The sequence below is a fragment of the Pseudomonas sp. MWU12-3103b genome (genome assembly GCF_023100615.1).
Classification (GTDB): Bacteria; Pseudomonadota; Gammaproteobacteria; order Pseudomonadales; family Pseudomonadaceae; genus Aquipseudomonas; species Aquipseudomonas putida_A.
The window spans coordinates 776,565-791,585 of record NZ_JALMEY010000001.1 but is presented as its reverse complement, the minus strand read 5'-3'; the positions used below and the strand labels follow the sequence as shown (position 1 = coordinate 791,585).

Below are 15,021 nucleotides of genomic sequence, written 5' to 3'. Positions count from 1 at the left end.
TCAGGCGCGCCAACGCCAGCGGGCCAGGGCCTTGATGACTTTCATCCAGAGTTTGCGGGTGACCACCACGATGGCGTTTCCAGAATGGGATTGAGAAGCGTCGGGCAACGTTATCTCAGCGGCTGTACCGAGGCAACCGGGAATTAGCTTGCGCAGATCGTCGATCACCAGTGCCGGGGATTCCTCGGCAATCGGTCGACCGTGGTTGTAGCCGTAGCTCAGCGCCACGCACTTGACCCCCGCCGCTTTCGCCGCCAGCACGTCGCTGCGCGAATCGCCGACGAACAGCGATTGCGAGGCCGGAATATTGGCCATCTTCATCACGAAGAACAGTGCCGCCGGGTCAGGCTTCTTTTGCGGCAGGGTGTCGCCACCGATGATCCACTTGAAGTAGCGGCCGATCTTCATCTGATCCAGCAGCGGTGCGACGAAACGCTCCGGCTTGTTGGTGATCAGCGCCATGGCCACGCCCTGCTTGTGCAACCACTTGAGAGTGTCGCGCACGCCGGGATAGACCACGGTCAGCTCATGACTCGCGCCGTAGGCTTCCATGAATACTTCCAGCGCGTGCTCGGCCTCGACGTCATCCACCGCCGAATGATCGATGCCACCGGCCAGCGCCCGGCGCACCAGCACCGGTGCGCCATTGCCGACCCACTCGCGTACCGCCTCGATACCGGCAGGCTTGCGGCCGAGGGAGAGCAGCATGGTGTCCACCGCCGCCGCCAGGTCGGGAACCGAGTCGATCAACGTGCCATCCAGATCGAACATCACCAACCGTGGCAGTTGCCCCGGGAACAGCTGCTCAAAACCGCTCATGGGCGCGCCAGCGCCAGTTCGGAACGCATCTTGTCGATGACTTCCTGATAGTTCGGTGCATTGAAGATCGCCGAACCGGCCACAAAGGTGTCAGCGCCAGCGGCCGCGATTTCGCGGATGTTGTTGACGTTGACGCCGCCGTCGATTTCCAGACGGATGTCGCGGCCCGAAGCATCGATGATCGCCCGCGCTTCGCGCAGTTTGTCGAGGGTGCCAGGAATGAACTTCTGCCCGCCGAAGCCCGGGTTGACGCTCATCAGCAAGACCATGTCGACCTTGTCGATCACGTACTTGAGCACGTCCAGCGGGGTCGCCGGGTTGAACACCAGGCCGGATTTGCAGCCGCCTTCACGGATCAGTTGCAGCGAACGATCGACGTGCAGCGTGGCTTCCGGGTGGAAGGTGATGTAAGTGGCGCCGGCCTCAATGAAGTCGCCAACGATGCGATCCACCGGGCTGACCATCAGGTGTGCGTCGATCGGCGCAGTGATGCCGTACTTGCGCAGGGCCGCGCAAACCATCGGGCCGATGGTCAGGTTCGGCACGTAGTGGTTGTCCATGACATCGAAGTGAACGAAGTCGGCACCGGCGGCCAGAACATTGTCCACTTCCTCGCCGAGGCGGGCGAAGTCGGCGGAGAGAATCGACGGAGCAATTACGAAGGGCTGCATGACGCACCTTTTCTGAGCTAAATCACGATGGCGCGCATTGTATACCTCAAGTTTCCGTGCGCGCACCGTGACCGCGATGATCAGTACGCCGCTCGGTAGATCTTCTCGATATCCGCAGCGCTGAGCTTGCGCGGGTTGTTGCGCATCAAACGCTCGATTCCCGCGGCCTCCATGGCCATGGCCGGGATCGCCTCTTCCGGCACACCGAAACTGCGCAGCCCGGCCGGAATTTCCACCGCCGCGCACAGTTCGGTCATCGCCTGCACGGCTTTGTCCGCCGCCTCAGCGGTGCTCAGATGAGCGGTCTTCACCCCCATGGCTTCGGCGATATCCTGCATGCGCTCGACGCAGGCCATCTTGTTCCAAGTCATGACATACGGCAGCAACAAAGCGTTACTGACGCCATGGGCGATGTTGAAGCGCCCGCCCAACGGATAGGCCAACGCATGCACCGCGCCGACTCCGGCATTGCCGAACGCCATCCCGGCCATCAGGCTGGCGGTGGCCATGTCCTCACGGGCCTGCAGATTGGCGCCATTGGCATAGGCCTTGGGCAGCGACTTGGCAATCAACCTGATTGCGCCGAGCGCCAGCGAATCGGTGATCGGCGAAGCGTTGACCGACAGATAGGATTCGATGGCATGCACCAGCGCATCAACACCACTGGCGGCGGTGACGCTGCGCGGGCAGGTCAGGGTCATTTGCGGGCTGACCAGCGCCACGTCCGGCAACAGGTAGTCGCTGACGATGCCTTTCTTCAGTTGCGCGACCTTGTCGGAGAGGATGGCGACGTTGGTCACTTCCGAGCCGGTGCCGGCGGTGGTCGGGATGGCGATCAGCGGCGGGCCTTTGCGCGGCACCTGATCGACGCCGAACAGGTCTTCCAGCGCGCCGTGATAGCCGGCGTACGCGGCAACGCTCTTGGCGATGTCGATGGCACTGCCGCCGCCCAGGCCGATCAAGCCGTCATGCCCGCCCTCGCGATACACGCGCATGCAATCTTCGACGATGGCGATTTCCGGGTCCGGTAGCACCCGGTCAAAGATCTCGTACTCGCGCCCGCCCAATTGGCACAGCGCCAGCTCCACGGTGCCGGACTTGACCAGCGCGGCGTCGGTGACGATCAGCGGGTTGTCGATATCGAGGCGGGTGAGTTCGGCGGCCAGTTGCTCGATGGCCCCGGCGCCGGTGATCAGTTTGTGAGCAATTTTGAACTGGGACAGACTCATCGTGCGCAGCCTCTTATAGATGTGGGAGCTGAGCACAAGCGTAGCTGAGGGTTTGGGGTTGTCTGGTATTCAGTTGGTGAATAATCAAGAGCAAAAGCCCCTCACCCTAACCCTCTCCCGGAGGGAGAGGGGACTGACCGAGCTGCACTCTCGAAGTCCATCGACGTGCAATACCGAGTCGAACTCAGATTCTGAACAGCATGAAGATCTGCTCCCTTTCCCCCTCGCCCCCTTGGGGGAGAGGGAACTGACTGAGCTGCACTCTCGAAGTCCATCGACGTGCAATACCGAGTCGAACTCAGATTCCGAACAGCATGAAGATCTGCTCCCTTTCCCCCTCGCCCCCTTGGGGGAGAGGGAACTGACTGAGCCGTTCTCTCGAAGTCCATCGACGTGCAATACCGAGTCGAACTCAGATTCCGAACAGCATGAAGATCTGCTCCCTTTCCCCCTCGCCCCCTTGGGGGAGAGGGCTGGGGTGAGGGGATGGCTTTTGATCTGGGCGTCAGACCTGCGCGGTACGCAGTTTCTCGCTACGACCGCGCAGCCATTCAAGGGTTAACAGCAGGATGACAGAGAAGGCGATCAGCAAGGTTGCTGCCGCAGCAATCGTCGGACTGAGGTTCTCGCGAATGCCGCTGAACATCTGCCGTGGCAAGGTCGCTTGCTCGGGGCCGGCGAGGAACAGCGTCACCACCACTTCATCGAACGAAGTGGCAAAGGCGAACAGCGCCCCGGAAATCACCCCCGGCGCAATCAGCGGCAGGGTCACCCGACGGAACGTGGTCAATGGCGAAGCGCCAAGGCTGGCCGCCGCCCGTACCAGATTGTGGTTGAACCCCTGCAACGTCGCCGACACGGTGATGATCACGAACGGCACACCGAGCACCGCGTGCACCACGATCAACGAGAAGAAGCTGTTGCCCAGTCCCAGCGGTGCGAAGAACAGATAACTCGCCACACCAATGATCACCACCGGCACCACCATCGGCGAAATCACCAGCGCCATCACCAGCGCCTTGCCGGGGAAGTCGCCACGGGTCAGGCCGATCGCGGCCAGGGTTCCGAAGACCATCGCCAGCACGGTCGCCGCGGGGGCGACGATGATGCTGTTCTTCAGCGAACGCATCCATTCCGCCGAGGCGAAGAAGTCCTGATACCAGTGCAGGGAAAAGCCCTGTAGCGGATACACCAGGAAACTGCCCGAGTTGAACGACAGCGGCACGATGACCAGCACCGGCAGAATCAGGAACAGCAGGATCAGGCCGCAGAGGATCCGCAAGCTGTAGAACCACACCCGTTCGATGGGCGACATGTAAGGACTCAGCATTTCAAATTCCCCTTAGCTCAGGCGCAGGCGACTGGCGCCCACCAGCCAGCTGTAGATCAGATAAAGCACCACGGTCGCCAGCAGCAACAAGCCGCCCAGCGCAGTGGCCATGCCCCAGTTGATGCTGGTGTTGGTGTAGAACGCGACGAAGTAGCTGACCATCTGATCGTTCGGACTGCCGAGCAGCGCCGGGGTGATGTAGTAGCCGATGGCGAGGATGAACACCAACAGACACCCGGCGCCGACACCGGCATAGGTCTGCGGGAAGTACACCCGCCAGAAACTGGCGAACGGGTGACAACCCAGCGAAATCGCGGCGCGCATGTAGGTCGGCGAGATGCCTTTCATCACGCTGTAGATCGGCAGAATCATGAACGGCAGCAGAATGTGCACCATCGAGATGTAGACCCCGGTGCGGTTGAACACCAGCTCCAGCGGCTTATCAATGATGCCCATCGCCATCAGTGCGCTGTTGATCAGTCCACCCGATTGCAGCAACACGATCCACGCCGCGACCCGCACCAGAATCGAGGTCCAGAACGGCAGCAGCACCAGAATCATCAACAGGTTGCTCTGCCGCGATGGCAGGTTCGCCAGCAGGTAAGCCAGTGGATAGGCGAGGAACAGGCAGATGACGGTGATGATCAGGCCCATCCAGAACGTGCGGGCGAAGATGTCGAGGTAGATCGCCTGATCCGGGGTGGCCGGGGCCAGTTCGCCGAGATCATCGATACGGTGATCCACCGCCGCCAGCAGGTAGTAAGGCGTGATGCTGCTGGTGTTGCGTTTGACCGCTTGCCAGTAGGCCGGATCGCCCCAACGCTCATCGAGCGCTTCGAGGGCTTCTTTATAGGAGGCCGGTTCGCTGGCGAAGGGCAGCGCCCGGGCGGTTTTGGTCAGCAGGCTGCGATAGCCGGCCAACTCCATGTTCAAGCGCTTGGACAGATCGCCCAGCGTCTGGTTTTTGCGGGCTTCGGCGAGGTCTTCGCCGGCCGCTTTGTACACCGGTTCAGCCGGCAGGCCGCGGCCGTCCCAACTGGCGATGGCCGCCACGGTGCGCGGCATGCCGCCGACCACTTCCGGGTTGCCGACGCTTTTATAGAGCAGCGCCACGATCGGCACCAGGAACACCAGCAACAGAAACAGCACCAGCGGCGCAATCAACGCCTGGGCCTTCCAGCGGTTGACCCGCTCGGCGCGCTTGAGCTTCTGCTTCAAGGTGGGGCTGGCGCCCTCGTTCAGGGGAACGGCGATGGCCATGACGTACTCCGCAAATCTTTGATCGTTACAGAGGTGGCGAACCACCTCTGTTGTGTTGAAACACCACAGGTCTCAGAGGAGTTTTTGTGGCGAGGGGATTTATCCCCGATCGGCTGCGCAGCAGTCGTAAAACCTGAGAATCCGGTTTATCTGACACACCGAGCGGGTATGGCTTCGGGGCTGCTTCGCAACCCATCGGGGATAAATCCCCTCACCACACAAGCTCCTTCGCCACAAAGTCTTCCTTCAGACTGTGGTTATTTCGCAGCCCAGGAATTGAAGCGCTGCTCCAGTTGCTCGCCGTTATCAGCCCAGAAGCTGACGTCGATCTGCACCTGGTTGGCGATGTTTTCCGGAGTGGTCGGCATGTCTTTCAGCACGTCCTTGCTCAGCAGCGGTACGGCTTGAGTGTTGGCCGGGCCGTAGGCGATGTTTTCCGAGTAGGTCTTCTGTTGCTGCGGCTGAACCGAGTAGGCGATGAATTTCTTCGCCGCTTCGGCGCGCTTGGCGTCCAGACCTTTCGGGATGGCCCACGCATCGAAGTCGTAGATGCCGCCATTCCACACCACTTTCAGGTTGGATTCTTTCTGCACGGCGGCGATTCGACCGTTGTAGGCCGAGCTCATGACCACGTCACCGGAAGCAAGGTATTGCGGTGGTTGCGCGCCGGCTTCCCACCACTGAATGCTCGGCTTGAGTTCATCGAGTTTCTTGAACGCGCGATCCTGCCCTCCCTTGCTCGCCAGCTCTTTATAAACGTCCTTCGGTGCAACACCGTCGGCCATCAGCGCGAATTCCAGGGTGTACTTGGCGCCTTTGCGCAGGCCACGCTTGCCCGGGAATTTCTTGGTGTCCCAGAAATCGGCCCAACTGGTTGGCGCGGTTTTCAGCTTGTCCGCGTTGTACGCGAGCACGGTCGACCAGACGAAGAAGCCCACGCCGCATGGCTGAATCGCGCCTTTGACGTAGTCTTCAGTCTTGCCGAACAGCGCCGGGTCGAGCTGTTCGAACATGTCTTCATCGCAACCACGGGACAGCTCTGGCGATTCAACTTCCACCAGATCCCACGACACGCTCTTGGTGTCGACCATGGCTTTGACCTTGGCCATTTCGCCGTTGTACTCGCCGGCAACGATCTTGCCGTTGCCCGCCGCTTCCCACGGTGCGTAGAAGGCTTTGACTTGCGCCGCCTTGTTCGCCCCGCCAAACGACACCACAGTCAGATCGGGACCGGCGGCCATAGCGCTGGCCGCACCCATCAGGCCCAGGGTCAGGGCGGTGAACTTCAGGGATCTCAACATTTATTGTTCTCTCCACGTGCAGGGTTGGTGTTGGTATTGCCGGGGCGCTTAGTGCGCCTCTAGAAGAGGATCGAGTGCGCGAACGTGCTCGACCTGCCAGCCAAGCGGAACCACGTCGCCGACCGCGAGCGCTGGATCGAGCTCGGCAATCGGCTGTTTCACGAAGAAGTCGGTCTTGCCGCAGACTTCCAGGCGCACCCGGACGTGGTCGCCCAGATAGATGAATTCCGCCACCCTCCCTGAGAAGCGGTTGACGCATTGGTCGCTCGAACCGTTGAGGCTGACGCGCTCGGGACGGATCGACAGAGTCACGGGTTCGCCGGTCTGGCCGACGTTGACCGCCAGCGCCTCGACCTTCTCGCCCCGCCCCAGTTCAACCACGCAGCGCTCGCCGCTCTGGCTGAGCAGACGGCCGTTGAGGCGGTTGTTCTCGCCGATGAAGTTGGCGACGAAAGTGTTTTTCGGCTCTTCGTAGAGGGTGCGCGGCGGGGCGATCTGCTGGATTTCGCCTTGATGAAACACGGCGACGCGGTCGGACATGGTCAGGGCTTCACCCTGGTCGTGGGTCACGTAGACCACGGTCACGCCGAGGCGCTGGTGCAGGTGCTTGATCTCCATCTGCATGTGTTCGCGCAGTTGCTTGTCGAGTGCGCCCAGCGGTTCGTCCATCAGCACCAGTTGCGGTTCGAACACCAGCGCCCGCGCCAACGCCACACGCTGCTGCTGACCGCCGGAGAGTTGTGCCGGATAGCGCGAAGCGAACGCGTCGAGCTGGACCATGCTCAGGACCTTCTTGACCTTGTCGCTGACGTCGCTCTTGTTCAGGCCACGTACGGTCAGCGGAAAGGCCAGGTTCTCGGCCACGGTCATGTGCGGGAACAGCGCGTAGTTCTGGAACACCATGCCGATGTCACGCTTGTGCGGCGGCACGTTGTTGATTGCACGGCCGGCCAAGAGGATTTCGCCAGCGGTCGGGGTTTCGAACCCGGCGAGCATCATCAGGCTGGTGGTCTTGCCCGAGCCGGACGGTCCGAGCAGGGTCAGGAACTCGCCTTTGCGAATGTCCAGGTTGAGGTCTTTGACGATCAGGTTCTCGCCGTCGTAGCTCTTCTGCACTCCACGAAAGCTGACCAGCACGTCACTGGCCCCTGCGTTTGAATCGACCTGGCTCATACCCACACCTTTGTTATTGGTAACTGCTGTGGATTAAGCCTAGTGGCTGGCGCCAGCCACGCAAATCGGGGCGCAGGAGAGAATCGCCTCAGCCGGATGGAAGGTTGGGGGTAGGGATTGCCCTACAAGGATGGCGCGTTTTGGCAAACGCAGCGGCAAGTGACGGGCTGCGGGCTGCAAGAACAGGCAAAAGCGCCTGTCGCTAATGGATATGCCCACAATGGCAGGCCAGATGGAGATTCCCTGTGGGAGCGGGCTTGCTCGCGAATGCGGTATGTCAGTCAATGAATGATTGGATGACCCACCGCATTCGCGAGCAAGCCCGCTCCCATATTAGAAATATGGCGTTCTCAGAGGAGTTTGTGCTCCATCGCGTATTTGACCAGCTCGGCCAGCGAGGTGATGTTGAGCTTCTGCATCAGCCGCGCCTTGTGGGTGCTGATAGTCTTGCTGCTCAGCGCCAGTTGCTGGGCGATGTCGTTGACGTTGGCGCCCTGGGCCAAGCGCTCGAACACCGAGAACTCACGCTCGGACAGCAGCGAATGCAATGGACGCGTGTCGGTCAGACCGACTTCGAAGACCATCCGGTCGGCCAGTTCCGGGTCGATGTAGCGCCCGCCGGCCGCCACTTTGCGAATCGCCGTCAGCAATAGCGCCGGATCGCTGTCCTTGGTCGCATAGCCGGCGGCGCCAACCTTGAGCGCACGGGCGGCCATTTGCGCCTCGTCGTGCATCGACAGCACCAGAATCGCCGGTGGATTGTTCAGCGCGCGAATCCGCGGAATCGCCTCCAACCCATTGACGCCAGGCATCGAGATGTCCAGCAACACCACTTCACACGGCACGCTGCGCAAGGTTTCGAGGAGCTGCTCGCCATTGCTCGCCTCCCCCACCACTTGCAGATCCTTGGCCAGGCCGATCAATTGCTTGATGCCTTCACGGACGATGGTGTGGTCTTCGGCTACCAATACACGGATCACGTTCTTCTCCATTATTCTTATTCAGCGCCAAGGTCATTCGCGAGCAGGCTCGCTCCCACAGGGAAGTGCATTCCAATGTGGGAGCGAGCCTGCTCGCGATAGCGTCAGCTCAAACACCACAACCTTCAAACCTCATTCACCGGCACCCACACATTCAGACTGGTGCCCTCCCCCGGCTCACTCTCAAGCAACAAGCGTCCGCCCATGATCAGCACCCGCTCGCGCATACCGACCAAACCAAAGGACGTTGGCCGATCCGCCGCAGCGACAAAGCCTACGCCATCGTCGCTGACCGTCAGACACAACTCGTCGCCTTCCAGCGCCAGTGTCAGCTCCACAGTATGCGCCTGAGCATGGCGCATGACGTTGGTCAGCGCCTCCTGCAGGATGCGGAACAGGCCAATCGCCTTGGCATCGCTGAGCGCCGGCAGATTGTCCGGCACCTGCACCAGACACGGAATTTGCGTGCGCGCCTCGAAGCGCCGCGCCTGCCACTCGATCGCGGAAGCAATCCCGGCATCGAGAATCGGCGGGCGCAGCGCCGTCGCCACATCGCGCACCAGCTGGAACAACTGGGCGATCAGGCGTTTCATGCTGTTCAAGCGCTCGTTCAGCCCCGGGTCGAGTTGCGCATAGGCCAGCTCGCACATCGAGGTTTCCAGTTTCAGCACCGTGAGCATCTGCCCCAGCTCATCGTGCACTTCGCGGGCGATGCGTGCCTTTTCTTCTTCACGTACGCTCTCCAGGTGGGCCGACAATTCGCGCAGTTGCTCACGGGAGGCGGCCAGCTCCAGCTCGATGCGCTTGCTTTCGCTGATGTCCCAGACGATGCCGTCCCAGACATAGGCGCCATCCTCCAGCTGTCGGGTGATTGCCTTGATCTCGGCCCAGCGCTGCTCGCCCTGACGGGTGAGGATGCGCCCCTGCCACGACCAGTCACTGTCAGTGTCCAGTGCCTGATCCTGGGTCTGGTGGTAACTGGCCCTGTCGTCCGGGTGCACCAGACTGCGCAAGCCCATGTCGCGATGGGCGATGGCGGCCGGCGCATAGCCGACCAGACTCTCGCTGCCCTCGCTGATGTAGGCGAAATCGATCTGACCGGTCACCGGCGCCCGCTCCAGGCGGAACACCAGCCCCGGAACGTTGGCGGCGATGCCTTGCAGGCGCGCTTCACTTTCCTGCAACGCGGCCAGGGCGCGGCGGCGCTCGGTGACGTCGGTGAGATAAACCACCAGATACTCGCTGTCGCGAAAACGCAGAAAACTCAGCGAGACGTCCGCCGGCAGGATGCTGCCATCGGCGCGCACGCAACTGGTTTCAAAGCTCAGCGGCCCTTCTTCACTGGCCCGCGCGCGTTTCCACAGGTTGAGCCAGCGATCCATGTGCAGGCCGGGTTCGAAGTCGATCAGCGGCCGTTCGATCAGCGCGCCCTGTGGATAACCGAGCATGTGTTCCGCAGCGCGGTTGGCGTAGCGCACATGGCTATCCCAGTTGACCCAGAGAATGCCGACGGTGCTTTGATCGATGGAAAACTGGGTCAGGCGCAAGGCTTCTTCGCTGGCCGCGCGCAGGGCGATGTCTTCACGTGCAGCCAGCAGACGCTGTTCGAGGCTGTGTTGCTGGCGTCGTTGCCAGACCACGATGGCCAGGCAACTGAGCAGCAACACCGCGAACAGCAGACTGAGGTTCTGCCAGAACCCCGGCGATTCCGTCAGCCGTGGGTACTTGGGTTGCAGCCATTGGTTGTGCAGGCGCTCCAGATCCTTGGCCGGGATCGCTCGCAAGGCGCTTTCGATGATCCCGGCCAATTGCGGCCAGTCGCGCCGCGTGGCGACCCGCAACAGCTGAGGTAGCCCGATATCGCCGACCACGACCAGCCCGGCGAACTCAGGCTCGGCGGACAACCGCCCGAGTTGCGCTTCATCTATCACGGCGTAGGACGCTTGTTGGGTCAGCAACAGTTGCAGCGCCTGCCGCTCCTGCGGCACGCCTTGCAGATTCAGATGGGGATAGGTGCTGCGCAAATAGTCGGCCGTGACACTGGGCATGCGCACGGCAACGCGGGACAGGCTGTCGAGTTTTTCCAGCTCGACCACGCCGCCGCTCTTCTGGTCGCTGACCACCAGTTGCGGCACACGCATGTAAGGATCGGAAAACAGCCACAGGCGCAGCGCACCCGGAGTCTGGGTCAGGCCCGGGGCGATGTCGATTTCACCTTCGCGGGCGGCGTCTTCCAGTTGAGCCAGGTCCTGAAAATTGCGCCAGCTCAGCTCGACGTTCAGGGTCTTGGCCAGCGCCTTCATCAATTCGACATTAGCCCCGGACAGTCGCTGCAAGCGCCGGTCGTATTGCGCGTACGGTGCCTGCAATACCAGACCGACGCGCAACTCACGGTGCTGCGCCAGCCATTGCTGCTCGCCGGGCGTCAACAGCGCTGCATGCGCCGCCGGCGCAGACGCCGCCCAGCCCATCAAGGGAAAACACAACCAGCCGATAACCCACAGGCAGCAAAAACGCATCATTGAAGTCTCGTACACTGACAAATTCTGACCAACCCATTAGGCTGCCGGGATACTTTTCTGGCCTGGAATATTCGATGCCCTCTGTCTACCGCCTGGCAATGCCAGCATTGTGCCTGTCGCTGATCCTGCCTTGTGCGTTTTCCGTCGAGGCCGCCGATCCGGCGCCCGCCTCCACCGCCGAGCAACCGGCCGCCGAAAAACCGGCCGAACGCCAGCCACTGCTTGAGCGTAGTCAGGAAGAAGCCGCAGCACTCGAACGCAAAGTCCCGGCACAAGAACAGCAGCAATTGCAGGCCGGCGCCGACACTTTCCTCGCCCTGTGGAAACCGGCCAACACTGCCGAGCCCAAAGGTGCGGTGATTATCGTCCCCGGCGCCGGCGAAACCGCTGACTGGCCGCAAGTGATCGGCCCACTGCGCAGCAAATTGCCCGATTTCGAGTGGAGCAGCCTGAGTATCACCCTGCCGGATCTGCAAAGCGATGTCATTGCACCGCGGGTGATTGCGCCCGCCGCCGCGCCGAAAGCCCCGGAAAGTGGCAGCAAGGATTCCACCACTGCGCAACCGATCGAACAGGCGGCGGGCGGTGAAGCGGAAGTGGCGGATCAGGTGGTCGCCGAAACAACTGAAGAACAATCCAAGGCGGATGCCGAGCGGATCTTTGCGCGGATCGATGCGGCGATCGCCTACGCCGAGCAGCAAAGCGCACGCCGGGTCGTGGTCCTCGGTCACGGCACGGGCGCGTACTGGGCAGCGCGCTTTCTCAGCGAGCGGCAGAGTTCCCAGGTCGAGAAACTGGTGATGGTCGATGCGCAAACGCCGAGCAAGGCCAAGCCACAATTGGCCGAGCTGACACCGACCCTGAAGTTGCCGACCGCCGACATTTTCTACATGGACAAGGCGCTGGATCGCAACGCGGCACTGGAGCGCATGCAGGCCAGCAAGCGCTTGAAGACTTCGACCTTCAGCCAGGTGGCGCTCAAGGCGTTGCCGGATAAAAAGGCTGAGCAGGAACAAATGTTCCGGCGGGTGCGTGGCTGGTTGAATCCGCAGAAGACTGACTGATAGATCGAGTGGCCCCATTCGCGAGCAAGCCCGCTCCCACCCTGATCGCATTCCTTCAGCTGGAGTGCGATCAATGTGGGAGCGGGCTTGCTCGCGAAGAGGCCCTCATCAACAACTCACCTCTAACGATCAGCGAAAATCCCGCCGCGCCCGAATCAGGGTAAACGCGTTGTGCAGCTCGCGGGTTTTCTCGGTCGCGTCACGCACCTGCTCCGGCGTTGCGCCGCTGCCGGCGATCTTGTCCGGGTGATGACGACTGAGCAGCCGTCGATAGGCACGCTTGATCTGCGCCGGCTCGCTGGTCGCCGACACCCCGAGCAGGCGCATCGCTTCCTGATAACTCACCGCGGCACTGACAATCGGCCGTTTATTGGGCTCGTAATCATTGGCCAGCGCCTGAATCTGGTGGGTTGTCCAACCCAGCCACTTGCCCCACTGCGCCAACAATTCACGCTCACTGACGCCCGCACGACCGTCGGCCCAGACCATCCGCCAGCAGGCGCGCAACACGCCCTCGGCGGCATGCGGCTGAGCACTCAGGCGGCGCAGATAACCGCGCAGGCGGTCGCCGCCGGACTTGCCGCGATTGAACGCAGCAATCGCCCGCCGCCGTGCCGGCTCGCTCATTTCCAGGGCGTTCATTTCATGGCGCGCCTGCTGGATATGACCGTCCGTCACTCGCCCGTCACTTTTGGCCAGACGCCCGAGCAACACGAACAGCAATTCGTCGTTGCGCAACATCGGCCGCCCACCGAGCTTTTCCCGCAAGTGCCCCCAGCTTTGCAGGTGCAGGCGCCGATCCAGCGCCTGCCCCAACAATGCCCCAAGCATGGCCCCCGGAATGCTGGCAATCGCAAAACCCGCTCCGGCTCCAATCAGAGTCCCTGGCCACAACATATCAACGACTCGCTTCTATCAATGCTTCAGCTTCGGCCAGACGCTCATGCGTACCGACATCCACCCAGTGACCTTTCAGACGCTCACCGCTGACCTGTCCGTCAGCCATGGCTTTGCGCAGCAACGGTGCGAGCTTGAATGCGCCGTCCGCGCAGCCATCGAACAACTGCGGATGGAGCACGGCGATGCCGCTGTAGGTCAGGGTTTGCGCGCCTTGCTGGCCATCCTGTACCCGGCCGTCAACCAAGGTGAAATCGCCCGTCGGATGATGAGCCGGGTTGTCCGCCAGTACGAGATGCGCCAGACCGTTGATCGGTTGATGCAGCACGCTGAAGTCGTAATCGGTCCAGATGTCACCGTTGACCACCAGAAACGCATCGTCACCGAGTAACGGCAAGGCGCGGAAAATGCCGCCGCCGGTTTCCAGCGGCTCACCTTCCGGCGAGTACTGGATACTCACACCGAACTGCGAACCGTCGCCCAGGTAATCTTCGATCTGCTGACCGAGCCAGGCATGGTTGATCACGATCTCGCTGAAACCAGCCGCCGCCAGCGCGCGCAGGTGATATTCGATCAACGGCACGCCGCCGGCACGCACCAGCGGCTTGGGGGTGGTCAGGGTCAGCGGGCGCATGCGCTCGCCCTTGCCTGCCGCCAGAATCATCGCCTTCATGCAGTCGCTCCGCCACACAGACTGGCGAGCAACGCCTGCAGATCCGCCAGTTCAGGACGACGCGCAAGCACCGCTTCTATATAGGCGAAGAAACGCGGCACGTCGGCCAGGTAGCGCGGCTTGCCATCGCGATGGCAGATGCGGGCGAAGATGCCGATGACTTTCAGGTGGCGTTGTACGCCCATCAGGTCGCTGGCACGCAGGAAGTCTTCGAAATCCGCTTGCACCGGGATGTCCAGCGCCGAGGCTTGCTGCCAGTAGCTTTCCAGCCAGCCACGCACGCGCTCTTCAGGCCAACTGAGGAAGGCGTCCTTGAACAGGCAGGTCACGTCGTAGGTGACCGGGCCGTAGACCGCATCCTGAAAGTCCAGTACGCCCGGATTCGGCTCGCTGAGCATCAGATTGCGCGGCATGTAGTCGCGGTGCACCAACACTTTCGGCTGGGCCAGGGCGCTGTCGATCAGCAGATCGCTGACGGCTTGCCATTGTTGCTGCTGTGCCGCGTCGAACTCGATGCCGAGTTCGCGCTTTACGTACCACTCGGGGAACAGTTCCAGCTCGCGGCGCAGCAGTGCCACGTCGTAACTCGGCAGCGGTGCGACCATCGGCAATTGCTGAAAAGCCAACAGCGCCTGCAGGGCATCGCTGAACAAAGCGTCGGCATTTTCGCTGTCGATGACGTCGAGATAGGTCTTGTTGCCCAGGTCATTGAGCAAAAGAAATCCGCGTTCGAGGTCTTCTGCATAAATTTTCGGCACGTTAATTCCGGATTTCGCCAGCAAAAAGGCGATATCCACGAACGGTTTGCAGTTTTCCTGGGGTGGCGGCGCGTCCATCACGACGAAGCTGCGCCCCTCTCCTTCCCAGCGGAAATAACGGCGGAAACTCGCGTCACTGCTGGCCGCGGTCAACGTGGCCGGGGGCACGGCGCCCCAGCCCTGATCTGCAAACAGGATTGCCAACTGCTCATCGAGCCAAACTTTCAGGTGTTGCAAGCGTACATCTTGGTCAGGCATTGCAAGGGTCTCCGACGGCGCTAGCCGTCAAGCGGGTCATGCTTTATTATCCAGCATCTTTTTCAGACCATCGAGAGGCGTGCGGC

13 protein-coding genes are annotated in these 15,021 nt (G+C 61.6%); 1 reads left to right on the top strand and 12 read right to left on the bottom strand.

Annotated elements, in window-relative coordinates:
• The 9 genes from M0808_RS03595 to M0808_RS03555 all read right to left on the bottom strand — a co-directional run bounded on the left by M0808_RS03595 (nt 1) and on the right by M0808_RS03555 (nt 11,285).
• Nucleotides 1-819, bottom strand: a complete 819-nt coding sequence (locus M0808_RS03595; protein WP_047296963.1) for a phosphoglycolate phosphatase — start codon at nt 817-819, stop codon at nt 1-3.
• Entirely contained in the window at nt 816-1,490 is a 675-nt protein-coding gene (rpe, locus tag M0808_RS03590) for a ribulose-phosphate 3-epimerase (protein ID WP_003228808.1), read from the bottom strand. The genes M0808_RS03595 and rpe overlap by 4 nt, the downstream gene beginning before the upstream one ends.
• Before the next feature lie 80 nt (nt 1,491-1,570).
• Nucleotides 1,571-2,719 (bottom strand): iron-containing alcohol dehydrogenase, encoded by a 1,149-nt coding sequence (locus M0808_RS03585; RefSeq protein ID WP_247839938.1) that lies wholly within the window; start codon nt 2,717-2,719, stop codon nt 1,571-1,573.
• A 505-nt stretch (nt 2,720-3,224) separates the two neighbouring features.
• Nucleotides 3,225-4,049 carry an ABC transporter permease gene (locus M0808_RS03580; protein ID WP_041070101.1) on the bottom strand — a complete coding sequence of 275 codons (825 nt, stop codon included), beginning with the start codon at nt 4,047-4,049 and terminating at the stop codon, nt 3,225-3,227.
• Between the two features lie 12 nt (nt 4,050-4,061).
• Nucleotides 4,062-5,309, bottom strand: coding sequence for an ABC transporter permease (locus tag M0808_RS03575; RefSeq protein ID WP_098965898.1), 1,248 nt, complete (start codon nt 5,307-5,309; stop codon nt 4,062-4,064).
• A 257-nt stretch (nt 5,310-5,566) separates the two neighbouring features.
• Nucleotides 5,567-6,610, bottom strand: a complete 1,044-nt coding sequence (locus M0808_RS03570; protein ID WP_027610727.1) for an ABC transporter substrate-binding protein — start codon at nt 6,608-6,610, stop codon at nt 5,567-5,569.
• Nucleotides 6,611-6,658: 48 nt separating this feature from the next.
• The gene (locus M0808_RS03565) at nt 6,659-7,783 is read right to left on the bottom strand and encodes an ABC transporter ATP-binding protein (protein ID WP_007966453.1); all 1,125 of its coding nucleotides are present in this window, start codon (nt 7,781-7,783) and stop codon (nt 6,659-6,661) included.
• A gap of 350 nt (nt 7,784-8,133) precedes the next feature.
• Nucleotides 8,134-8,775 (bottom strand): response regulator transcription factor, encoded by a 642-nt coding sequence (locus tag M0808_RS03560; RefSeq protein ID WP_177327384.1) that lies wholly within the window; start codon nt 8,773-8,775, stop codon nt 8,134-8,136.
• 113 nt (nt 8,776-8,888) lie between these two features.
• Nucleotides 8,889-11,285 (bottom strand): sensor histidine kinase, encoded by a 2,397-nt coding sequence (locus M0808_RS03555; protein ID WP_247839936.1) that lies wholly within the window; start codon nt 11,283-11,285, stop codon nt 8,889-8,891.
• 74 nt (nt 11,286-11,359) lie between these two features.
• On the opposite strand from M0808_RS03555, the gene M0808_RS03550 reads away from it, so the two are divergent.
• Nucleotides 11,360-12,349 (top strand): alpha/beta hydrolase family protein, encoded by a 990-nt coding sequence (locus tag M0808_RS03550; RefSeq protein WP_247839934.1) that lies wholly within the window; start codon nt 11,360-11,362, stop codon nt 12,347-12,349.
• A gap of 129 nt (nt 12,350-12,478) precedes the next feature.
• On the opposite strand, the gene M0808_RS03545 is transcribed toward M0808_RS03550, so the two are convergent.
• The 3 genes from M0808_RS03545 to M0808_RS03535 are packed head-to-tail and all read right to left on the bottom strand — an operon-like array spanning nt 12,479 to nt 14,935.
• Nucleotides 12,479-13,246, bottom strand: coding sequence for a TerB family tellurite resistance protein (locus M0808_RS03545; protein WP_027610724.1), 768 nt, complete (start codon nt 13,244-13,246; stop codon nt 12,479-12,481).
• A gap of 1 nt (nt 13,247) precedes the next feature.
• Nucleotides 13,248-13,919 carry an N-acetylmuramate alpha-1-phosphate uridylyltransferase MurU gene (murU, locus tag M0808_RS03540; protein WP_247839932.1) on the bottom strand — a complete coding sequence of 224 codons (672 nt, stop codon included), beginning with the start codon at nt 13,917-13,919 and terminating at the stop codon, nt 13,248-13,250.
• Nucleotides 13,916-14,935 (bottom strand): phosphotransferase, encoded by a 1,020-nt coding sequence (locus M0808_RS03535; RefSeq protein ID WP_247839930.1) that lies wholly within the window; start codon nt 14,933-14,935, stop codon nt 13,916-13,918. Before M0808_RS03535 ends, murU begins: the two co-directional genes overlap by 4 nt.
• Nucleotides 14,936-15,021: the final 86 nt, after the last annotated feature.

Bases quoted from the DNA above. Each gene is read 5' to 3' on its own strand.
- M0808_RS03595 (WP_047296963.1), bottom strand. From the start codon at position 819: ATGAGCGGTTTTGAGCAGCTGTTCCCGGGGCAACTGCCACGGTTGGTG.
- rpe (WP_003228808.1), bottom strand. From the start codon at position 1,490: ATGCAGCCCTTCGTAATTGCTCCGTCGATTCTCTCCGCCGACTTCGCC.
- M0808_RS03585 (WP_247839938.1), bottom strand. From the start codon at position 2,719: ATGAGTCTGTCCCAGTTCAAAATTGCTCACAAACTGATCACCGGCGCC.
- M0808_RS03580 (WP_041070101.1), bottom strand. From the start codon at position 4,049: ATGCTGAGTCCTTACATGTCGCCCATCGAACGGGTGTGGTTCTACAGC.
- M0808_RS03575 (WP_098965898.1), bottom strand. From the start codon at position 5,309: ATGGCCATCGCCGTTCCCCTGAACGAGGGCGCCAGCCCCACCTTGAAG.
- M0808_RS03570 (WP_027610727.1), bottom strand. From the start codon at position 6,610: ATGTTGAGATCCCTGAAGTTCACCGCCCTGACCCTGGGCCTGATGGGT.
- M0808_RS03565 (WP_007966453.1), bottom strand. From the start codon at position 7,783: ATGAGCCAGGTCGATTCAAACGCAGGGGCCAGTGACGTGCTGGTCAGC.
- M0808_RS03560 (WP_177327384.1), bottom strand. From the start codon at position 8,775: ATGGAGAAGAACGTGATCCGTGTATTGGTAGCCGAAGACCACACCATC.
- M0808_RS03555 (WP_247839936.1), bottom strand. From the start codon at position 11,285: ATGATGCGTTTTTGCTGCCTGTGGGTTATCGGCTGGTTGTGTTTTCCC.
- M0808_RS03550 (WP_247839934.1), top strand. From the start codon at position 11,360: ATGCCCTCTGTCTACCGCCTGGCAATGCCAGCATTGTGCCTGTCGCTG.
- M0808_RS03545 (WP_027610724.1), bottom strand. From the start codon at position 13,246: ATGTTGTGGCCAGGGACTCTGATTGGAGCCGGAGCGGGTTTTGCGATT.
- murU (WP_247839932.1), bottom strand. From the start codon at position 13,919: ATGAAGGCGATGATTCTGGCGGCAGGCAAGGGCGAGCGCATGCGCCCG.
- M0808_RS03535 (WP_247839930.1), bottom strand. From the start codon at position 14,935: ATGCCTGACCAAGATGTACGCTTGCAACACCTGAAAGTTTGGCTCGAT.